At 60.6% G+C, this 22,807-nt stretch carries 14 protein-coding genes; all 14 read right to left on the bottom strand.

What is annotated here, in order from left to right:
• Positions 1-23: 23 nt before the first annotated feature.
• The 14 genes from FBX99_RS09790 to flgK all read right to left on the bottom strand — a co-directional run bounded on the left by FBX99_RS09790 (position 24) and on the right by flgK (position 22,799).
• Positions 24-1,334, bottom strand: coding sequence for an FkbM family methyltransferase (locus FBX99_RS09790; RefSeq protein WP_145131355.1), 1,311 nt, complete (start codon positions 1,332-1,334; stop codon positions 24-26).
• On the bottom strand, positions 1,327-2,415 hold the full coding sequence (locus FBX99_RS09785) for an FkbM family methyltransferase (RefSeq protein WP_145131354.1): 1,089 nt from the start codon (positions 2,413-2,415) through the stop codon (positions 1,327-1,329). The genes FBX99_RS09790 and FBX99_RS09785 overlap by 8 nt, the downstream gene beginning before the upstream one ends.
• Positions 2,408-3,169 (bottom strand): TylF/MycF/NovP-related O-methyltransferase, encoded by a 762-nt coding sequence (locus tag FBX99_RS09780; RefSeq protein WP_145131352.1) that lies wholly within the window; start codon positions 3,167-3,169, stop codon positions 2,408-2,410. Before FBX99_RS09780 ends, FBX99_RS09785 begins: the two co-directional genes overlap by 8 nt.
• A gap of 1 nt (position 3,170) precedes the next feature.
• The gene (locus FBX99_RS09775; protein WP_145131350.1) at positions 3,171-4,958 is read right to left on the bottom strand and encodes a thiamine pyrophosphate-binding protein; all 1,788 of its coding nucleotides are present in this window, start codon (positions 4,956-4,958) and stop codon (positions 3,171-3,173) included.
• 44 nt (positions 4,959-5,002) lie between these two features.
• Positions 5,003-6,904: an N-acetylneuraminate synthase family protein gene (locus tag FBX99_RS09770; RefSeq protein ID WP_145131348.1), complete on the bottom strand. Its 1,902-nt coding sequence runs from the start codon at positions 6,902-6,904 to the stop codon at positions 5,003-5,005.
• Positions 6,901-8,268 (bottom strand): CBS domain-containing protein, encoded by a 1,368-nt coding sequence (locus tag FBX99_RS09765; RefSeq protein WP_145131346.1) that lies wholly within the window; start codon positions 8,266-8,268, stop codon positions 6,901-6,903. The genes FBX99_RS09770 and FBX99_RS09765 overlap by 4 nt, the downstream gene beginning before the upstream one ends.
• Positions 8,265-8,960, bottom strand: coding sequence for a sugar phosphate nucleotidyltransferase (locus FBX99_RS09760; RefSeq protein ID WP_144928292.1), 696 nt, complete (start codon positions 8,958-8,960; stop codon positions 8,265-8,267). The genes FBX99_RS09765 and FBX99_RS09760 overlap by 4 nt, the downstream gene beginning before the upstream one ends.
• Positions 8,960-10,279 (bottom strand): lipopolysaccharide biosynthesis protein RfbH, encoded by a 1,320-nt coding sequence (gene rfbH, locus FBX99_RS09755; RefSeq protein WP_041023366.1) that lies wholly within the window; start codon positions 10,277-10,279, stop codon positions 8,960-8,962. Before rfbH ends, FBX99_RS09760 begins: the two co-directional genes overlap by 1 nt.
• Entirely contained in the window at positions 10,272-11,345 is a 1,074-nt protein-coding gene (rfbG, locus tag FBX99_RS09750) for a CDP-glucose 4,6-dehydratase (protein WP_145131344.1), read from the bottom strand. The genes rfbH and rfbG overlap by 8 nt, the downstream gene beginning before the upstream one ends.
• On the bottom strand, positions 11,327-12,097 hold the full coding sequence (gene rfbF, locus FBX99_RS09745; protein ID WP_041023364.1) for a glucose-1-phosphate cytidylyltransferase: 771 nt from the start codon (positions 12,095-12,097) through the stop codon (positions 11,327-11,329). Before rfbF ends, rfbG begins: the two co-directional genes overlap by 19 nt.
• Positions 12,098-12,368: 271 nt before the next feature.
• A complete protein-coding gene (locus FBX99_RS09740) occupies positions 12,369-15,290 on the bottom strand; it encodes a TIGR00180 family glycosyltransferase (protein WP_145131342.1) in 2,922 nt (973 codons plus the stop codon).
• Between the two features lie 74 nt (positions 15,291-15,364).
• Entirely contained in the window at positions 15,365-18,943 is a 3,579-nt protein-coding gene (locus FBX99_RS09735; RefSeq protein WP_145131340.1) for a glycosyltransferase, read from the bottom strand.
• A 210-nt stretch (positions 18,944-19,153) separates the two neighbouring features.
• Entirely contained in the window at positions 19,154-20,719 is a 1,566-nt protein-coding gene (locus FBX99_RS09730) for a flagellar hook-associated protein 3 (protein ID WP_144928299.1), read from the bottom strand.
• Positions 20,720-20,732: 13 nt separating this feature from the next.
• The gene (gene flgK / locus FBX99_RS09725) at positions 20,733-22,799 is read right to left on the bottom strand and encodes a flagellar hook-associated protein FlgK (protein WP_144928301.1); all 2,067 of its coding nucleotides are present in this window, start codon (positions 22,797-22,799) and stop codon (positions 20,733-20,735) included.
• Positions 22,800-22,807 lie beyond the last annotated feature (8 nt).

Raw genomic sequence — 22,807 nt, 5'->3', positions numbered from 1 at the left:
GGTTCACCTCGCGGGCGGGAGCATCAATAAAAATACAGCGTGGTGTCGTCGACGATATCCGAGTAATGACGCACACCGACTTTGTAGTCGCCGCGAATGGCAAGAACGGTATCGATCAACTTCCACAAGTCATCACCGCGGTGATAAGCGCATACACATAACTTCGGACGCGCGCGCTGTATGACTTGGCGGGCACCACGAAGGGCTCCCTGCTCATTACCTTCGATATCGAGCTTGATCAGGGTCACATCACCGGACACGGTGTCATCCAGTGGGATGCCGGGCACATGGGCAGGTGCGGTCGGCGACTGCCCGGAAGACAATGCTCCGAGCACATCACAACTATTGGACACTGGAGCTGACAGCTCACACGCCACTTCGGTCATGGCGGCCCGAAGCACAACCACTTCGGAGCGCCCACCAAACTTTTCCTGGCACTCCAGAAAGGCCAGTTGCTCCGGCTCAAAAAGATAGGCACTTTGCACAGGACCGAAACGTGATTCGATCTTGCCCAACGTATCGCCGTTATACGCTCCGGCATCGACATAATGCCGAAGATCGCCAGCGTCGATGAATGCCGGCTCCAGGTATTCATCCGCGAAGTCCGAACGAATCTTCGCGTCGGCATGGGCGAGATCAAGGCGCATGGTTATCAGACCATCGAAGACTTCGCGCGAGCGTTCATCGTCGAGGCATAGGAACGCCGAAATGAACGCCAGCCGTTCATCGATCACTTTCGACCTGTAGTGGCGGAAACTTGTCTCGGTGATATAGGGCGCATCCATCGCAGCAAGGAACTGCTGCATGGTCATGAAGTTACTCCAACCCCGGGCTTCCAGATCACGTTGGATAACCGCACTGTAGCGGCCGCTTCCCAGAACGATGAGCGCGTTGCCAGGGATGCTGGACGGATCAAAGGCCTGGACCTTGATGCCGTCGAGCACTGTGTCATGTTTGTTGGCATCATTGTCGAAGAACGCCTGGACGCGGCCGCCCTTGCTGGCAAACAGGCGTGCCAACAGCACGCCCACCTGATGGGCGCCGAAAATATAAACAGGCGCATCAAGCTGTCTTTCCAATCCCTCATAGGAGATATCCAACGAGTCCATGGACAACAATCGGGCCATCGCCGGATAGGTGCCAAGTCGTTTCAACACGTCGAGGTGCTGACGCGATCGCAACACCACTTCCTGATTGACGGCGATACTCGCCTGCGAATCGAAGCGGAACTTCAGGACCGAAGATTTTCCATTGAGCGCAAGAGCACATTGATAGCCGTGTCCCTCGATCAACTCGTCACCTTGCAGCAAATCTGCATTCTCATGATCACGCATGCGTCGCTACCCCGTTGCAGCGTTCAAAGCCATTGGGCGCTACCGCGTATAGCACCGTGTCAAACGAGCTATGGGCATGGCAGCGCAGATAAAAGCGATAACCCAGACCGTATCCGTTCACCTGTTCGAAAATGCTCCAGAGATGTTCGGCACGGTGATAAATACTGATGGCCAGAGAAGGACAATGTTGGTGAAGCAAGTGCAGGGCCCCCGTCAACGCCGTAGGCTCTTCACCTTCGATATCCATTTTGATCAAGGTCGGAGCGAATCCGGGCAATGCGTCATCCAATCGAACGCAGGTCACTGTTTCGCCCCCCGATTCGACAAGATGACCTCCCGCGCCCAAAGCACCGTCAAAACCAACCTGCCGATTGCCATCAGAAACGCCACACGGAAAATTCACCGCGTTGAGATCGCTCAGGTTCTTGACGAGTACGGCGTAGTTTTCAAGGTTGGGCTCGAAGGTCGCCACCGCTTCGAACTTCAGGCCGGCTGCCCGCATCTCTTCCACTGTGTCGCCGGTGTAGGCACCACAGTCAATGAAGCGCAAGGGCTGGGGCCAGCTCGGTAAATCTTCCGGGAAGTACTGCCGAGGCGTTGGTGCAGGCAGGCGCAAGTAATCACCGGTCGTCCTGAATTCAACGATGCAATCCAGCAGTTCGCGACTGGCCTCGTCCGCCAGTTGTTCACGCATGCGGGCGATGCGATCGGCATGGGCTTGATAGTAACTCGGTTCTACCAGCCAGTATCGGAAGGGCTGCTCCCTGGGATAGTGACGAACGAACTCCACGAGGCTGACCACGCGTCCGTAGCCCAAGTGTTGCAATTGGGTTACGACTTCGCCGACATCCACATAGTTATTGAACAGGCCGATGATGACGCAAGCACCTGCAGGATCGTGCCGTGACGCCCAATCCGAGGCGGTGGCAACGCCAATCCCATCCACTTCCTGGAGTGAAGTGTCACGATCCAGAAACCCACTGATCCCAACACCCTCTCCGGCCAGATAATCACGAACCCGCTGGCCGGCCAATCGCGCGCCGTAGATCAGCACGTGCTCGAAGGTCTGCCCCTCAAACATGACTGCCTCCCGAGGCGACCCGTACCAATACCGCATGGCCGTTGAGATTGTGGAGGAAGCGGAAATCCTGGTTCGCGGTAGTGAACTCGTTGACCAGCCTCGTGACGCCTTCGCAGCCAAAGAAATCATAGTCATCGAACACGACAACCGCGCCGACAACCAGACGCGGCAGCGCCCACTCCAGCACGCTTCGCGCGGACTCATAGACATCCACATCGATGTGCAAAAAGGCCAGCCGAGAACCGACGTATTCGGCGTTGTGCTCCGGGAACATGCCCTCAAGCAGATGAACCCGGTCAGTTACGCCACAACGCGCAGCCAGTGCTTCCACCAATTGGATATTCGTGTCGCTGTGCTCCCCGCCCTCGTAACGGGTATCCAGGTTGCCGGCCTTGACCACGCCGGTGAACGTGTCGGCCAGGAACACCTTGCGTCCCGGCCGATGACTGGCCATTGCCAACAGGCAACCAGAACCGCCGCGCCACACACCGACCTCAAGAAAATCACCTTCGACACTGTCCAGTTGGCGGGCCAGCGACCACAGCTCATACAACCGGTACTTATCCACCAGCGTGTTTTGCTGGACGAGCGTCAGCGCTTGCTCGAAGGATTTGTCCCCGCACCACGGCGCATAGCTCGAATACGGCAACAGCCGCTCATGGCGGATTTCCGGCGACTTGGCATGTGCCCAGGAAACCGTACCGCGCAAATAGCGGTAGCTCAGGCCGGTCAGTTTTCTCTTCAACCAGGCCATGTCAGTTGCGCTCCGAGATTGCCATCTGTGCGTGGAATTCGTCACGCGGCAGGAACGGATAGAGATCTTCCAACGCGCCGGTTTCCGGTTTGCCCTGTTCATTGATACGGGTCATGACCCGCGGCACCCGTGCCTCTTCGATTTGCACCAGCACTTCGCAGATCACCGGGCCGCTGCGCTCAAGTACATCGGTCAGCGCTGCATCCAGTCCCTCGTGGGCCTCGATGCGGGCATAGCCGACGCCATAGGCTGCGGACAATTGCTGCAAATCAGGGAGCTTCAGGCCACTGGTGTCGTCGGCCCCTACCAGCAATTTGAAGTGCATGTTCTGTGAGGTGCGGATCGAGGCGTAGCCCTGGTTGTTGATCACAAAGCACTTGATCGGCAGGTTCTGCGCGGCCAGGGTGGCCAGCTCCTGGATGTTCAGTTGCACGCCGCCGTCACCTTCGACACAGATCGTCTGCTTACGTCCGGATGCCAGGCAAGCACCGATGGCCGACGGCACGCCGAAGCCCATCGAGCCGGTGCCGCGGTTGTGGAAGCAGCGCTGATCCTTTTTCAGGCGCAGGTTGAGCAGGAACAATTCGGACGCGAACCCGGAGCTGCCGGGGGCAATCACATCGCCCTCGCTCAACAGGTCCGACAGGCGATCGGTGAAGTGATACATGCTCACGCCTTCGCTGTCGTCGGCGTGCTCAGGTTGCAGCAGTGGATAACGCTTGCGCCAGGCAGCGATCTGCGCCCGCCAGGCGGAGTAATCAGGCAGCCCGGCGGCCTTGACCGCCGTAGCGAGGCCTTCGATGAACGGCTTGACGTCAGCCACGACCTTGACCTCGACCGGCATCTGCAGCTTGGCGATTTCCGCCGGATCGATGTCGACCACGACTTTCTTGGCATACGGTGCGAAATGCGCATGGTTGTAGGCCGTGAGCGCCATGTCCAGGCGTGAGCCCAACACAATCAGCAGGTCACAATTCTGCAGGGTGAAGTTGGCCCAACGCGGCGCGATCGAACCTGGGCGACCGCCAAACAGCGGATGCTCGTCTTCGATCAGGTCCATGGACAGCCACGTCGGCATGACGGGGACGCCCGCCGATTCCATCAGTGCATTGAAAGCTTCGACAGCACCGGCCATGCGAATACCGCTACCGGCAATAATGCCCGGACGCTTGGCGGCCTTGAGCAATTCCAGGGTGCGGTTTACCGACTCGCTGACATCGACGGCTGCGGCCACCGGCGGCAACTGGGCACGGCGCAGCTGCGTTGGATCGATCTGCACCGCTTGGACATCCAGCGGTACGTCCAGCCACACCGGGCCACGACGTCCGGTCAGAGCGGCATGCTCCAACTCATCGAATACCTCGGCGACCGCCAGCGGATCGGTCAGGGTCACCGCTTTCTTGGTGATCGACGACACGATGGAGACGATGTCGGCCTCTTGCACGCCGAGCATCCGCAAGCCGGTCCCTGCCTTGAGGTCAGCCGTCTTCACCTGCCCGGAAATAAAGAACACCGGAGTGGAATCAAGCCAGGCGCCCAGGGTCGCCGTCACGGCGTTGGTGGCGCCCGGCCCGCAGGTGGTCATGCAAGCACTTGGCCCGCCGGTGAGCTTACCGGCCGCTTCGGCAGCAATGCCGGCCGCTTGTTCATGCAGGCACAGGATCGGCTCGAGGTCGGGATGACGTCCCAAGGCGTCGTTCAAATGCATGGCGCCGCCACCTGGCAGGAAGTACACCTGCTTGATGCCCAGTTCCGCCAGTCGGTTCATGATGTAGTCAGCTACACGCATTTTGGTACTCATCTCTCAAAACCCCAATTCGCCGAGCGCTCGGCTCAATTCAATTCGTTCAGAAACTCAAGCGCCGACCAGAACCCGGCACCATGATCCTTGTGGCCCTGCCACACTTCGGGAATAAAACTCAGCTGCGGATACTGCTTGAGCTGCGCCCAGGTCGCCGGCCAGTCCACGTCCCCGGTGCCCATGAGCACGCCTTCGCCGTTGCTGCCCTTGGCATCGGCCACGTGCAGGTGCGCCGAATGCGGCAGCAGCAGGGCCAGGGCAGCCTGGAAGTCGAGGCCGAAATGGAAGCAGGCCATTTGCAGGTGCGAGAGATCCAGGCACAGACGCATGTTCATCGCCTTGGCCTGTTCGGCCAGCTCCTGGGGCATCATGAAAATGTTCTGGTGACGTTGCCCGCCGAAATGCCAAGGGAACGGTGCCATGTTCTGCGGGATCAACTCGGTGCGACCGAAGTCGATCTGGGCGCAGGACTCACGGAAACGCCGATACAGTTCGGCCCGGTGGCTGAGGGGGAAAGGTTCGTCGGCCGAGAAGCCGCCGACGTTTGCCACGATCAGCAACGAATCGGCCTTGGGGAAGAACTCGGCGATCTGCAACGTCGCATCCACCACCCGTTGCAGGTTGACGATGGAGCGCTGGCGGTAGTCCAGGTCGTCCGCCGCCAGGTCCAGCAGTTCGCTGTTCTCGAACAGCTCAGGCGCGTGCACCACCAGACGCGAGCATTCGACGGTACGCAGGTAGGCCTGTGGCGCCACGCTCAGGTCGCGGTAGGACAGATGGAATTCGAACAGGTCAGGTTTGATCCACTGGTCGTATTGCAGGAAGTCGTGGTAACGCACCGGCACGCCCCAGAGAATCGGCATGGCGTATTCACGGCGAACCTCCTGCTGTGCGACCAGGTCACTGTCGAACAGGAAATCGCCCTGGGCAATGGCGCGTCCGGCCGGCTTACCCAGCAGATCAGCCAACCGATACGGCGGCAGGCCCTGGCCGGGACTCGCAACGCGCAGCATGTCTTGGGAGAACGTTTCGCCAGGTTCGATAGCCCGGACCGCAATCACGCTCTTGCCCAGGTTCTCACGATTGAGCAATTCCCCCTGGCTGGCATGGCGCCCCGGCCCGGTCCACGGCAGGGCTTTCTCGACTTGGCGGATACCCTCTACCAGTTGCCGAAACTCTTCGGGTTCAAGGCTCGCCAGATGGTCAGGTCCTTCCATACTACGATCCAGGGTGATGTGACGCTCGATCAGCTTGGCGCCCAATGCCACTGCGGCGATGCTGATGGCCGTGCCACGCTCATGGCCCGAATACCCCACCAGGTCATGCAACTGGCGCAAACGCGCCAGGTAACCGAGCTGGATATCGGTTTCCGGAGCCGGGTAGGTACTGTTGCAGTGCAGCAGCGCGAAAGGAACACCCAGGCCCTTGAGTTGTTCGATGGCCCGAATAATCTCGTGTTCCAGCGACATGCCGGTGGACAGGACCAACGGTTTGCCCAGCGAAGCGGCTTTGGCGATCAGGTACGGGTTGCACAGGTCGGCGGAGGCGATTTTCAGCGCCGGAACGTCAAAGCCGGCCAGCACATCGACACTCGGCTCGTCCCAGGGCGTGCAGATGTAGCTGATGCCCTTCTGCGCGCAGTACTCGCGGATCAGTCGGTGCTCATCCACACTCAGCTCGACTTTATCCAGCAGGTCCTGGATATATTCCACGCCCAGGTCTTCGGCCCGGGAGCCGTCGGCCTTGGTACGGTACAGCGCCTCGCGATTACGCAGCTGGAACTTCACGCAGTCGGCCCCCGCCTCGATGGACGCGTCCACCAGTTGCCGGGCCAGTTCCACCGAGCCGTTGTGGTTGTTGCCCACTTCCGCGATGACAAATGTATGTTGCTCACCGATGGTCACGCCATCGATGCTGAAGATCGGCTTGCTCATTGAATTTTGGTCCGCCAGGAAGTGACACCGTTGGATTCAAAACGGAAATCGGTGGTTCGGCAGCCAAGCGCTCTGACCTTCTCGGTCACGGCCTGGCGGTGCTGGGGTTGTACGAAGAACAGGAAGAAACCGCCGCCACCGGCTCCGAGCAACTTGCCGCCCAGGGAGCCCGCGTCCACGGCGCACTCGTAGATCTGGTCAAGCACACTGTCGCTGACCGCCTGGGAGAATTGTTTCTTGAGCATCCAGCCTTCATGCAGGCAGCGGCCGAAATCGTGCAGCTCGCCACGAATCAGGTGGTGGTGCATGCGCCGGCACAGCGACACGCTTTCGGTCAGCAGCAGGCTTTGCTCACTCTTGCTGCTCATTTCCGCGCGCTGTTGCACATGGAGCTTGCCGGAGTCATGGGAAATACGGGTATCGCAGAGTACCAGGCACTCTTCCAGCTCGTTGCAGATCGAATCCTCGAGACGGATCGGGTGAACCAGGTTGCGCCCCTCGCGAAACTCGATCAGGTTGAAGCCACCGAACGCCGAAGCGTACTGGTCCTGCCAGCCACCGGCGATGCCGAAGCACAGGCGCTCGGCCTGGAATGCCAGTTCTGCCACTTCATAGGTGGTCCAACGATCGCGACGCAACTCGTTGAACGCTGCGATCACCGCCGTGGCGACCGCCGACGAGCCGCCCAGGCCCGAGCCCACCGGAAAATCGGAACGCATGTACAGGTCCAGCCCATAGTTGGGTTGGATCACCGACACGATGGTTGCCAGCAGGCCCTTGTCGGCATGCTCCAGCAACTCATCCAGGGAATCATAGGATTCGCGGGTTCCCAGGTCCTCGGAGAAGATCCGAATCACGCTGTCGGTCCGCGGAATCAACGTGGCATGGGAGTACAGCCCGACGGTGCAACTGAGCACCGCCGCCGGATTTTCCACGAAATAATAGGTCAGGTCCGAACCGCCACCGCTGAAACTCATCCGCACTGGCGCCCTTGCCCGGGCCAGCACCGGCACTTCCTGGTTGGCGGCCAGTCGTGCCGGGGTGACGACGTCCACCAGGCAACCGGCCTCGTCCACCACCGGAATCGCGTTGTAGCTCAGGTCGAAGATCTTGAGCATTTCTTCGCGCGAAGCACCGACCTTGACCGAACGGTATGCGGTGTTCATGCACTCGGTGACTGGCACGCTCGTTTCACCGCCCTGGAGCAGATAACGACGCAGGTCACCGTTGGTCAATACGCCTTCCAGGTGCCAATGCTCGTTGACCACGAAGACGATTTGCAGATCGCCTGTCTCGATGCACTCTACGGCGTCGAGAATGGTCTGGTTCATGTAGACGGTTTGTGTTCTGGCCAGTTGGTTCATGGCTGGATGGCCTCCTCGAATCCCGACTTGAAGGCACTCAAGGCGTCGGGCGTTCCGATATCGATGAAGGGTCCGCTATAGGCGCAGACCTTGAGCGAGCGGCGCCGAATCAGCATCGGCAGGATGTCCTGTTCCATCGAGCAGGGCTGGACGACGCAGTGTTGCAAGGCGTCGGCCGTGAATGCATAGACGCCGGCATTGACCACACCCGGTCCGGACAAGCCCTTTTCCTTGAGCGCCAGCAGTTGCAGATCTTCGGCACATTCCAGGCTGCCGTAGCGAGAGCGGTCGTCGACCTCAACACCCACCAGCACATTGCCGGGGGCGGTCATGGCCAACCGATAGGCCCGACGGTCGAGCCAGGTGTCGGCATTGAGCACCAGGAAGCGCCCTTCGGGTGGCATCTGCCGCAAGGCATGCAGAATGGCCCCGCCGGTGCCCATGGGCTGTTCCTCGACCACTATCTGCAGATCCAGGCCGGTTTCGGCCATCAGGGACGGCAGCAGTTCGGCCAATTGATCGGCCCGGTAGTGCGCGCACAATACGGCCTGGGTCATGCCGGCCTGCTTCAGCTCCGCCAGCACCAACGCTAGGAACGGCCGGCCGTGGATATCCACCACGGCTTTCTGCGAACCCTGGAGCACGGCACTCAGGCGAGTGCCGAAACCACCACACAGGACGTAGGCACGCATCAGCGATCCAGCCCGAAGAAATGTTCCAGGCAGCGGGCCGCATGACCCAGATGCTCCTCGCCCAGTCCCGGCCAGACGCCGATCCAGAAGGTGTCGTTCATGATTTTGTCGGTCACCGTCAACTCGCCGCTGATGCGGAAGTTACGGCCCAGCATGTAAGGCTGGCGCACCAGGTTGCCGGCGAACAACAACCGCGTGCCGACGTTCTGGCTGTCCAGATAGCGCAACAGCTCGACGCGCTTGATGCCGCAGCCGTCGCGCAGAGTCACAGGGAAGCCGAACCACGAAGGGTCACTGTCCGGGGTCGCCTCGGGCAGGATGAGGAAGTCGCTGCAATTGGCCAACCGCTCGCTGAGCCAGCGGAAGTTACGCTTGCGCGCAGCCGTGAAATCCTCCACACGGTCCATCTGCGCCAAGGCACAGGCGGCCTGCATGTCAGTGATCTTCAGGTTATAACCCAGGTGCGAATAGGTGTACTTGTGGTCATAGCCTTCCGGCAGCTCGCCCATCTGCTTGCAGAAGCGCTGCTTGCAGGTGTTGTCCTGGCCGGGCTCGCAATAGCAATCACGGCCCCAGTCGCGGAAAGATTCCATGATGCGCTTGAGCAACGGGCTGTCGGTGAACACCGCGCCGCCCTCGCCCATGGTGATGTGGTGCGCCGGGTAGAAGCTCAAGGTACCGATGTCGCCGAAGGTACCGACCATGCGGCCCTTATAGGTCGAGCCCAGGGCATCGCAGCAGTCTTCGATCAGCCACAGTTTGTATTTGTCGCACAGCGCCCGCACCACACCCAGGTCATAGGGGTTGCCCAAGGTATGAGCGAGCATGATGGCCTTGGTCTTCGGTCCGATGGCCGCTTCAATCTTGGCCGGATCGATGTTGTACGTACCCAGTTCGACATCGACAAACACCGGTACCGCGCCAAACTGCAGGATCGGATTAACGGTGGTCGGGAAGCCGGCGGCGACACCAATCACTTCATCGCCGGGCTTGATCGCGCGATCCCCCAGGCGCGGGGAGGTCAAGGCGGAAAACGCCAGCAGGTTGGCCGATGAGCCCGAATTGGTGGTCAACACGCAACGACGCCCCAGGTATTGGGCCAGGCGTTTTTCGAAAGCCTCGTTGAACCGGCCGGTGGTCAACCAACCATCCAGCACCGCCTCGGTCATCGATTGCAATTCCGCGGCGCCAATGACCTTACCGGCCGGCGGCACACTGCTCTGCCCGGCCACGAACACCTGCGGAGCGAGCGCCGACTGCGCATAGCGCCCCACCAGCTCGACAATTTGTTGGCGCAGTTGCGTAGTACTTTCACTCATGGGTATCGCCTTGGTAGTCCGCGATCTGCTTGCGGGTAAAGGAGTGCATGTCCTGGCCGTTCTGCCAGGCCAGGTGCCAGGCCAGCGTGCGCTCGAGACTGGTCGCGAGGGACCAGCGCGGCATCCAGCCGAGCTCTTCGCGTGCCTTGCTGGAATCGAGTGCCAGCAAACCGGCCTCGTGGGGTTGAGCCAATGGATCGACTGTCCAGCGCACCGGCGTCGGCCATTGCCCGGCGAGCAGGCCGACGATGGTTTCGACCGTGGCGACGTTGTCGCTCTGCGGACCGAAGTTCCAGGCGCCGACGTGACGCTCAGCGTCCTCCACCAGCGCCCTGGCCAGCATCAGGTAACCCATCAGCGGCTCAAGGGCGTGTTGCCAGGGACGAGTTGCCTGTGGATAACGCAGCACCACTTCCTCATCGTTCTGCCAGGCGCGAAAAATATCCGGCACCAGCCGCTCCGGCGACCAGTCACCACCGCCGATGACATTGCCGGCCCGAGCCGTCGCCAGCGCGATGCCGGCATCCTGCAGGAACGAATTGCGATAAGAGGCACATAGCAATTCAACGCACGCCTTGCTGTTGCTGTAGGGGTCGAAGCCGCCCAAGGCGTCGTATTCACGATAGGGCAAGACCCACTCGCGGTTTTCGTAGCATTTATCAGTGGTGACCACGACCACCGCCCGTACGCTTGGGCAATGACGAACGGCTTCGAGCAGATTGACCGTGCCCATGACGTTGGTGGCATAAGTCTGGACGGGATTGCGATAGGCCTCGCGAACCAGGGGTTGCGCAGCGAGATGCATGACCACGTCCGGCTGGAATGCCCCAAGTACCGAGGACAGCGCGGCGCCGTCGCAGATGTCCGCCAGATCACCGGGGATCAGCGCATCCACGCCTGCGACGGACCATAAAGCGGGCGTGGTTTCAGCGGGCAACGCAAAGCCGCGGACCTCGGCCCCCAACTGACGCAGCCACAGTGCCAACCAGCCACCCTTGAAGCCCGTATGGCCGGTCAGGAAGACCTTTTTACCCATCCAGAATGCGTTCAAGTCCAGAGTTTCCATTCGGCCTGGCCGCTGTTCCAGCGTTCCTCAAGGAAGACGCGGTCGCGCAACGTATCCATCGGCTGCCAGAAACCACGGTGCAGATGACTCATCAACTGCCCCTGTCGCGCGAGGTTGCGCATTGGCTCGTATTCCCAGGTGGTGGTGTCGTCTTCAATGCCATCGAGCGCAGCAGGCTCGAGCACGAAAAAGCCGCCATTGATCCAGCCACCATCGCCCTGGGGCTTTTCCTGGAATCCCCTGACGCATGCACCTTCGAGCTCCATCGCGCCAAAACGGCCGGGTGGCTGGACGGTGGTGACCGTAGCCAGTTTGCCGTGCTGTTGATGGAACTCGATCAGCTCGCGGATGTTGACGTCGGAAACGCCGTCGCCATAGGTGAAGCAGAACGTCTCGTCGCCCAGATATTCGCGCACGCGCTTGAGACGACCGCCAGTACCCGTAACCTCGCCGGTATCCACCAGGGTGACACGCCAAGGTTCGGCCTTGCCCTGATGGATGTGCATGCTGTTCTTGGCCATGTCGAACGTCACGTCCGACATGTGCAGGAAGTAGTTGGCGAAATACTCCTTGATGACGTAACCCTTGTAGCCCAGGCAGACCACGAAGTCGTTGATGCCGTAGTGAGAGTAGATTTTCATGATGTGCCAGATGATTGGCTTGCCACCAATCTCAATCATCGGCTTGGGCTTGAGATGCGACTCCTCGCTAATGCGAGTGCCCAGTCCTCCAGCCAGAATTACTGCCTTCATATGCCTCTCTCTCATCAGCGTCAAAGACGCTCCACTGCTCACAAGAGACGCCAATTATTCGGCGTCGCTGCCGGTAATACAGGCGCTGATAACTGAGAAAGCAATTATGGTGCCACTGATTGGAGGCCCAATATTACGGGGCCTGGCGGCAATAAGAGGGGGGGCGGGCTGGGGTGGAGAAGATTGACAGTCAACATCTGCGTTGCCAGAACCACCGCAATCGCGAGCCTGCTCGCAATTGCGGTGGTCCGCCTGCTATGCGACTGATGCCTTACACGCGGGTTTGGCCAATCAGTGTCGACCACGGCACCTGGGCCACCGGACCGAGGGTGTAACCAGAACCGGTCAAGGCCAGGTTGCCGTTGTAGTTGGGGTCCTGCGCCATGGCTTCCTGCCATTTGCCGAGCAGTGCCTGGCGAGCCTCGGGCGATGACGGCAGGGTGCCTGGGTTGACGACCTGGACGTAAGGCGTCCACACCGTGAGGTAGCCGGCCTGTGCGGCTCGCAGGCATAGATCCACATCCCCAAACCCCTCGGCGAACAACGTATCGTCCACGCCATCGAGTGCCTGGAACAGCTGCGTGGAAATCATCAGGCAGGCGAAGGACACCGCCGAGCAATTCTGCTCCGCCACCAGGCGGTTCATGTAACCCCGCGCATCCGCGGGTTCGCCGACGAACGCCGAACCCACTACGCCATTGAGGCCCAGAATCAGGCCAGCCTGCGTAATATGCCCCTGGCGGTCGATCAGCCTGGCGCCGACCACACCGACTTCCGGACGCTGGGCATGGTTGAGCAACAGCTCGATCCAGTTGACGTTCACGACCTCGCTGTCCACCGCCAGGGTGAGCAGGTACTCGCCCTTGGCCTGTTGGCTGGCCTGATTGACCAGTGTCGCCGTAGCCAGCCCAGGCTCCACTTCAATGAAACGTACGCGGCTGGCCTGGTGTCCCTGGCTGCGGAGCCAGTCTTTCAACGCTGCGCCATGGATCGGATGCTCGGCCACCAGCAGCTCGAAACGTTGGTAACGGGTACGTTGCAGGACGTTGACAATGCAACGTTGCAACGTCACCAGTTCGCCCTCGCCATGGAGAATGATCGATACCAGCGGACGCTCGATAAAGCGATAGTCGATTTTGTAGACACCCGGCACCAGCGAACCGACATCAGCCTTGTAGCCCCGTGCCGCGAGATGGCGGAGCAAGGCCTTGCGCTCGTCGGCATTGTCGCCCTCCTGCCCTGCCTTGCAGACCAGCAACGCTTCGTCCAGGTGCGCCAGGCCACTCATGCCGCCCTGTTCGATCAAGCGCAGGAGCAGTTCGAACTCCAGTGCCTCCTTGAAATCGCGCGAGTAGCCACCGGCCTGCACCAGCACCTCACGACGAACCAGCCAGTGCCGCGCCATCAACGACGGTACGCTCAACAACAGATCCAGATTGAAGCCGGGGCGGAACACATCGACCAGGGTTTCGTCGGGCTGGCGCTGGAATTCGTCCATCGCCACGGCCCGGCATTGCGGTGCGTCGAGCAACTCCAGGCTTGCATGCATCAGACCGGATGGCGTCAGTTCATCCCCCGCTTCGGCCAGGACGACCCAGTCGCAATCAATCTGACCCACGACCTGGTTGATCTTGTCGACATAATTGCTTTCGGTGACTTTGACGAAATGCAGGGTGTTATGGACGGTGGTTTCGGCCGGCAGGTCGCCGGTGGTGAACACAATGATTTTGAATGCCCGACAGGCCCCATTGATCACGCTGTCGAAGGTGGCCTGCAAGCGGGTGAAATCCGCTTCCAGGTCCAGGAGCAGGATGCCGAAGGTCGGTCCACCCTTGTGGCCCGCCAGGTACCGACTGATCTGCTGGACCTGTGCCGCGTTCGGCTCACGCCCATCGAGCCAACGCAACAAGCGGCCCGACCGCATGGTTTCGAAAAGACTGGAGTGGTCCTGCAGCATCACGTCCTCCAGCCGCTGTGCCCACTCGCTCAACCGCTCGGCCTCGACTTGGGCACCGCCTTCCTCGAGCAAGGCAGCCAACTGCTGCACCACGTCGCGATTGAAAGCATTGAGCATAAAGGCTTTGAGCAGCCGCTCATTGAGCGGCTCGGCACTGGCGTTGCGCTGTGGCCGCGCCAGTTCTTTCTGCTTGAGCAGCGCCGCTTCCAGCTCATTCAACTGGACCCGCCCGGCCGGTATCGCGTGCATGAGGAATTCAAGCCTGGACAGGGATTCGAAAAACGGCTGGTTGTAGAACGGAAGCTCGACGAACTGCGTCGGCTCGAAACGACAAATGGGCCCTTGCAACTGGGAGTGCCAGGCCGCCTCGAACAACTTGGCCAGGGCAAAAGCTGCACGCTGGCTCAGGTAATTGCCAATTTCCTCCAGGCTTTCCACCGCTTGCGACGGCGCCCCCCGGCCCAATCCGAACGTCGAATCCAGGGCCGTCACCAAGCGTTCACGTAACGCTACGGTGCCCCCATCACGATAGCTCAGCACCGCGGCCAACTGACTGGCTTCCAGGGTCGAAGGACTTTCCAGGGCGTGGACCCCATAAGGGATCGGCAGGACACGGACCTTGGCCGCCGCCATCAGCGCACAGCCATGACCCAGTTCCTGCCAGGCCGGATCGAAATCCGCCGGCAACGCGGCATACCAGCGCTGGACCACTTCGGTCCGGCTGACGGCGTTGATCAATGAAGGGCAATGCCCGGCATAAGCGGCCAAGCGCTCCTGGGCGGACGCATCGGCGAAGTCCTCGACGCCCTTGCGATCCCTGCGGTAATAGTCCACGCGGGAAGCATGGGCTTCGAACGTCAGGGCATAACCCTGGCACGCCGAATAATCGTCATGGCCGGCCAGGAACTCCAGCGACTGGTCGAGGGCCTCCGGCAGCAGGAACGCGTCCACGTCAATCATCGCCAGGTATGGCGTCTGCACATGTTCGAGCCCTTGACGCAGCTTGTTGGCGAAGTGACCGGCGTCGGCTCGATGCACATAACGCACGCCCGGTAATGTCTCCACACTGTCGGCGTCCGGCTCGGCGGACGAATCGAGGACGAGTTGGGCACAGGGGTAAGCGGCGTAGTAACGCAATGCCCGGCGCAACGCCTGCGGTTGCTCATGGGCCAACAGGACCAGGGTAAAACGCTCGTTCAACGGAGCGGATGGATCATTGGCAATACTGCGTTGCATATGAATTCCTTAACGAGCGAGTCGCCCAATCGGCGGCATTATGTTCATGGCACGTCGCGGCGTTGGCTGGATCATCAATCCGGCAGCCAGCCGTCGGCCCAATAGCGCAGGTTGTCGCCGCGCAACATGAAATCGCGCAGCACCACTTCACGCAGTTGGTCACCCATCCGATAACTGGCCTGTGGGTCGGACAGGTGCATGCGGATCGCATCCAGCCATTCCTGCGTGCTGTTGGTCTTCACCTTGGTACAGGGTAGATGACCCCGATAGGCTTCGGTATCGGTACAGATGACCGGGTACCCACAAACCCCATACTCCAGCAGCCTGAGGTTGCTCTTGCAGTCGTTGAAAATGTGCTGTTCCAGCGGAGCCAGGGCCAGGTCCAGGTTCAGGCTCGCCAGCTTGGCCGGATATTCCGACAGCGGGACGCCGGCATGGTATTCATGCACATAGGGTCTGAGGGAATCCGGACACATGCCGAAGAAGACCCATTCGACTTCATCCGCCAGCTCGCGTACCACCTCGGCAATGATTTCCAGGTCTCCCCGATGGCTGGTACCGCCGCCCCAACCCACCCGGGGCTTGATCGACGTACGGCGCTGGCTGGTCAGCCGATGCCACAGATGCGGCGCCAGCATGTTCGGCACTACGCGGATATCGTGATGAAGACCGGACAATGCATCCGCCAGCGCGAATGTCGAGACCACCACCCGATCACACAGAGCAATGCCGCGCTCCAACAGGTTAACGATGTCGTCGGGCATGTTGCGGGTGTGATCGTTCTTTTCAGGGATCTTCGCCACATAGTCATCGAGTTCGTAGATGCGCATGGCGTTGGAATAGGTTTTCACCTGGACGATGTCGTTGAACTTGCCGCTGTTGTAGCGTCCCTGGAGCACGATCACATCCGGTGACTGGCGCTCGATCTCAATGATCGACGGCATCTCATAGGACACCCGTCCGACGATCCGCCCGGTGGCTCGCAGTTCGATCAGCGGCTGGCTCACGCGGTAATGGCCGATGGCGGAACTGTTGAGGGCCAGGCCCAGGACCGAAGGCAGCGGACGACTGTATAAAGGATTCCAACCGGTGCGTTGGCCCGGCGCCAGGCCAAAACTGTTGCCGGCCAGGCTCAGGTTCCGGTTGTAGGCCGGATCGTTGGCGATCCAGGGCAACCAGCGCTGGTAGAACGACTCCTGCTCTTGTTCCACGCGTTGCTTCCAGGACGCTTCACGCGCGCTCCCGGCAAAAGGGGTCAGGACTACGTTGGCATAAGGCGTGGTCACCACCAGGTAACCTTGCCTGCCGACCTCAAGGCACAACTCGAGAAAGTTGATGCCCGGTGTTTCAATGGCAGGCGACAGCCCCCCGACGGTATCGAATACCGTCCTGCGCACCAATAGGCAATGACCGCTCACGGCGCTCCAGTTCTGCACCACCTGCAAGCGCTGCATGTAGCCCCCGGCGGTGACCTGCTCGTTCGCAAACGGCCGGCCGGCCAAGCCATCGAGCCCCAACACCAGGCCCGAGTCAATGACCTGCCCTTGCATGTTCAGAGTCCGCGGGCCGACGATCCCCACTTCAGGGCGCTGGGCATGGTTCAGCAATTCGTCCAGCCAGGCCGCGTCATGGGTCACACAGAACGGACTGAGCAACAGCAGGTAATCGCCTTGAGCTTGCCCGACAGCAAAATTGCGCACCTGCGCTTCGTTGCCCAACTCTTCCGAGAAAAAAATCCGCAACTTGTCGCTGCCCAGTTCTGCCATGGCCGTCAGCCAGTTACGCATCTCGGCGGTTTCGCTGCCGTTGTCGACGACGATGACTTCGTAATGCTCGTAGGCAGTGGTCGTCAACAGATTGCTGATGCAATTTTCCAACGCCGCCAGTTGATCCTTGACGCTGATAATGATCGACACCAGCGGACGCTGGGGGTGCAGGTATTCGATCCGCGGAATCAACGGCAACGGCCCGGGATGCAACCGATGCTCGACACCCAGACGCTGCAGATGTGCCGTCACCAGTCTGGGGCTCTGCTCGATTACCTGCGACTGCGAAAGCCATTGGGCAAAGTCCAGGGTCGACTCCACCTGGATTTCCGCCAGGTGTTCGATGGTCTGCGGCCCCTGAGTCTCCACCAGGCGCCAGAGCAGGTCATGGGGCGCCAATTCACCCAGGCCCGCATCGAAGCCACCCAGTGCCTGTACCCGCTCGCGAGCGAAGGCCAGGGTCCTGCCCACATAGGGATAGGCCCGCATCAGGTCGAGATTGAAATCCGGCTTGAAGATCGGCTCCGAAGACTTGCCATCCTCCAGCGCGCCTTCGTCACTGTAGACACAAGCGATGCCAGGCATGGCGTTGATCCGCTCGGCCAGCACCAGCAAGGCCGACTCCCGCAATCGGTCACCGGCGCGCAACAGATAGAACCAGTCGGCACCGTCCAGCCGAGGCAGCATGTCGTTGAGGCCACTCACCCAATCCGTTGGCAACGCCATGCGCAGCACATTGCCTTCGAGTGCACCGCGACCGTTGGAAAACAACAGCACCGGCTCACTGGCATAGAGTTGTCCAGCGATGCTGTCGAGGGTCAGCGATACTGCCTCGGCGTCTTCCTCGAAATCGAACACCACCGGCACGATACCCGGGCGCCGGGGCCAGAGTTCAACCTGATGGAGAACCACCCGTTGGCGCGCCGCGTCAAAGCGTCGACAGTCCAGCCACTGGGCGTAAAGTTCGTCGTAACTCTCCGTGTCGGTACCGACCTGATAACCGACGACGGCTTGTCGACTGGCCATCAACGAATTAAGGTTCAATTCTTCCCAGCCGTGCGGCTGGCCTGGCTTGACCTGATCGAGGGTCTGATAGCGGATCCAGCCCGCCGCTGGCGCGGATTCGCCACTGCGCTCCGCCAACATCCGGGACAGCCACGTCCACTCGACGACGGTGGCATCGACAATGTCAGGACGATGGGACAGGCGTTGTGGATACAACCGTTCGAGGCTGTCGAGACTGCACAGCTCCACCAGGTTGCCGCGCCGCAGCAGGCAGATGAACAACGCCAGATCGAGCAATGCGACAAATCCCTGGCCGGCCTGGGCCAGCGCTGGCAACAGGGACTCGATATCGGCCAGGCGCATCATGGCGCCAGAGAAACCACCGAAGATATTGCGTGGCGTGGACTCGATATAGGCCAACAGATCGTCGCCCTTGTACAGCCCTTCAAACAGGGCGATGCCGACGTTCTCCAGGCGAATCGGCAAGACGTAGCCGTCGGCATCGATGTAGTGGCGCTTACTGATGACCAACCGGGCGTCGGCATGCGTGTCGAGGGCCTGCGCCTGTTGACGCACGCAGGAGCCAAGCAACTTATCGTCATCGCAGAGAAACTTGATGTACGCGCCGCCCGCCTCTTCCAGGCACCGCAACAGGTTCTGCTGGAACCCCAGCCGCTGGGGATTGCGCAGATAGCGCACCGCGACGCGGGAAGATTCCTGCAATGCGTCGACGATCTGGCGGATGTCATCACCGGGGCAATCGTCGCACACGATGATTTCGAGGTTTTCGTAGTCCTGGTCCAGAGCGCTCTTGAGTGACTCGCGAAAAAAGCGCGGGTTGAATGCGGGAATGACAATGCTGACAAGAGGTGTTGGTTTCACGCGAAAGACTCTCGGCCGGCCGGTGCTCCGACCCTTGTGGCGAGGCGCTTGCCGTGGTGACGGGATATGCCGTGGCGAGGGAGCTTGCTCCCGTTGGATCGGTCCGACGCCTCGGGCGTAGCAGACCTTCTTGCGAGCGCTTCGCACTCAAGCGGGAGCAAGCTCCCTCGCCACAGTCTCATTTCAATCAATTGACAACATTACCCACCATCAGATCTTGTTGAACAACCCCAGTTGGGTGATCTTGCTGAACGCCAGTTGCGATGCCTGCAGCATAGTCTGTTGCAACGTCAGGCGCGTCATCACCTCGGCCGGATCGGAATCGCGGATCGCCGACTGGGTCTGAGAGTTGGCCAGAACAAAGCTGTGATTGGTGTCGGCCTGGGTATCGAGCGCTTGTCCACGACCACCGACCGAACTCAACCCACTGGTCAACTGGTCCGTACCGCTGGCCAGATTACCGATACCGGAAGCCAGCGCCGCGAGCATTTTCTGACCGGCGATCGCATCGCCCTCGATTGGCGTACTCAAGGCAGCCTTCAACTGGTTCACGGTATCCAGGATGTTCTGGGTTTCGTGGGTATTGACTGCAATGCTGAATTGATCGTTGGCCGCCGGTGCGCCATTGAGCGTAAAACTCACCCCGGACGCAGTGGCGACGTTGCCTGCCAGGGTTCCGCTGGAAATCACCTGGCTGCTGCTGGTCAGCGGCGCGGCGTACAGTTCGAAATCCGTGGCACTGGTGAATTTCAGCACCGCCGAACCCGTCGGGAAACTGGCGTGATAGGCAACCGGATCGGTGATCTGACTGTCGGTGATCTGCGTTGCGGTGGAGTTGCCCGGGCTGCGCGCCACGGTAAATGTGTCGGGTTTGGCAGCCAGGGTGAACGTGCGACCGGGCAATACGGCGCCAGCGACGTCACCGGACTTGAGGTTGACGTTCAGGGTCAGGTCGACACCGCGAAAGTTCACGTTCTGCCCGGCCTGGGTGTTGGGAGTGATGACGCCGCCCTGGCTGGCTTCAGCGGTCACGTCGTTGCCGCTTGAATCAGTGATCTTCAGCTGGGTGCCGCTGGTGAACTCAACGGTGTAGGGTTCACCGCTGCGGAACTGGCTGTTGTAGGTAACGGCGGACGACACCTGGCCGTTGGTCAGTACCACGCGGCCATCATCTACCGCCGGAGCGGTCATGGTGACCTGGGTGCGGCTGGTGTTGATGGCCTGCTGGAACACTTCCCAGCCGGTGCTGTTGGTGGCCATCGACATGGTGTCACCCACTGGAAGATCCAGGGTCATCTGGTCGCCGTTGTAGCTGTAGCTGCCATCGCCGTTGCGGGTGAACGGCACGACATCGCCCTTGGAGCCGGCGAAAATGTACTTGCCGTTTTCATCCTTGGTGTTCATCAGGCTCAACAACTGGTCTTCTATCGACCCCAGCTCCGAAGCGACGGATTTACGGTCTGAGTCGGTGTAACCGGCGTTACCGGCGCTCACAGCCAGTTCCTTCGCCCGCTGCAGCACGTTATTGATACTGGTCATCACCGCTTCAGTCGTGCCCAGGGTCGCCTTGATCGTGCTGACGTTGGTTTCGTACTGGGACAGCATGGAGGCCTGGTTACCCAGTTGCAGCAGACGCGAAGCACCTACCGGATCGTCGGCGGCGGTGTTGATACGCACCAGACTGCTGGCTTCTTCGCTGCTCTTGACCACGTTGGCGAAGTTTTTCTGGTAGTTCGCAGCCGTGCTTTCGTAGAACTGAGAAGTAGAAATGCGCATGGGCTACGGCTCCTTAAAGACTGTTGATCAATGTGCTGAAGATTTGCTGCGCCGCCTTGATGATCTGCGAAGACGCGGTGTAGTACTGCTGGAACTTGACCAGGTTGCCGGTTTCCTCGTCCAGGTCCACACCAGACAGTGAGTCGCGGGCGTTCTTGGCGTTGTTCAGGATCGCGCCAGTGGCAGCGCTGTCGAGCTTGCCCTGGGCAGCCTTGGAACCTACGCCCTCCACCAGCTTGCCGTAGGCATCGCTCAGGGAAATACCGCCACTGGAGGAACCGGTGTCGACGGTCTTGGCGGTCTGCAAACCGGCCAGGATGGTGCCGTTACGGTTGTCCAGGCTGCCCGCCTTGCTGACGCTGACGTTGATCGCGGCACCGTTGGACGGTGCTCCAGCGATGGACATGGCGAAGCTGACGGTACGCTGTACCGGAGGCACCGACGAATCCATGATCGGGTTGCCGCTGGCGTCCTTGAGCGGGACGCTCAGGTTCAACGTGTTGCTTTGGCCGGGAGTGATCGTGCCAGCGCTGAGTGTGTTGCCCTGGGCATCGAGCAGTTGATAAGCCTGGCTGGTGCCATCGGCGGAGGTCGCCCCGAACAACACCTTGACCGGCATGGAGGTCTTGATGCCGTTCTGGATGACGGTCGTCGTGGCCGCGTCGTAGATGTCCAGATTGGTCGTCAGGGTCGGCTGGCCGCTGGCCGGGATGGTCAGCGTGCCGCTGCCGCCCGGCGCAATGGCGGCACCCAGCGGCGCGGCGATCGCCAACCGCTTGGAGTCGGTCATCTCGGTCTTGATGTTGCCCGCCGCGTTGCGGGTCGGCGTGATCTTGAACGAGTCGCCGGCGGCTGCGGTGCCGTTGGCGAAGGTCATTGAGAAGCCGTCGATTACCGGTGGCGGTGTGGTCGCGGTGCTGAACGCGCCCATCGACGAGCCATCGGGCAAGCGCTGGACGGTGTAGTTGGTACCGCTGGTGAAGGTCACCTTGTAGTCGTTGGTGGTCAGTCGGCCAGCGTCGGTGATGGCCACGTTGAAGTTGCCGGAACCTGCGCTGTTATTGAGCGCGGCAACGCTGCGCTGACTGACCTGCGTGGCACTGTTGATGTCGTTGAACAGGTTGGAACCAAAGGCACCGTTCATGTCGATACCCGACGCCTGCACGGTGTTCATCTGGTCAGCGACCACCAGGGCAACGCGGCCCAGTTCATTCATGGCCGGGTCGAGTACGGTGTTGCGATAGCGCATCAGGCCACCGATCTCGCCACCGGTAAGCACCGAGGTGAGATCCATGGAGCTGGAGCCACTGTTGAGCTGGATACCCATGCGTCCCGGATCGTTCTTGTCCGGTACGGCTTCAAGGGTATTGACGATGGTGCCCATCACCAGCGGCTGGCCGGAACCCAGGTAGATGTCCAGGCTGCTGCCGTTCTCCACGACCTGGGTACCGGTGAAGGTCGACAGTTGGCGAATGGCTTCGCCACGGGAGTCCAGCAGATCATTGGGCGCGCCGCCGGCGTTGGAGACTTCGGCGATTTTCTTGTTCAGTTGGGCAATGGTGACAGCCAGGTCGTTGACCTGGTTGACCATGTTCGACAAGTTGCCGTTGATGTTCTGGCTCTGCTCGGTCAACTGGCTGGAAATCGAGTTGAACCGGTTGCTCAAGGCCTGGGCATCGCTGAGCAGCAACTGGCGGGACGCATCGTCCCCCGGCTTGGCATTGACGTTCTGCACCGAGGCGAAGAACTTGGTCAGCGCACCGTTGAGGCCGGTACCGCTGTCCGACAGCAGCGAGTCCAGCGGAGTGATCTGCCCCTGGTAGGCCGCCGCATCGCTGTTGAGCGAGGTGGTGGTTTTCAGCTGTGCTTCAAGGTAGGAGTTGTAGACCCGACGCACGTCGGCCAGGGTCGTACCCGAGCCAATGAACACGTTGCCGTATTGATTGGAGGCCTTGGTGGTCTGCACGGTCTGCTGACGCGAATACCCGGCGGTATCGACGTTGGCAATGTTGTTACCCGTGGTCACCAATGCGGTCTGGCTGGCTGACAGACCCGACATCCCTATATTGAGCAAACTCATGGTTCAGA

Origin of the sequence: Pseudomonas sp. SJZ074 (assembly GCF_007828215.1) — a bacterium.
Lineage (GTDB): Bacteria > Pseudomonadota > Gammaproteobacteria > Pseudomonadales > Pseudomonadaceae > Aquipseudomonas.
Note: the sequence above shows the minus strand (reverse complement) of the source record. Positions and strands in the feature narration are given on the sequence as shown.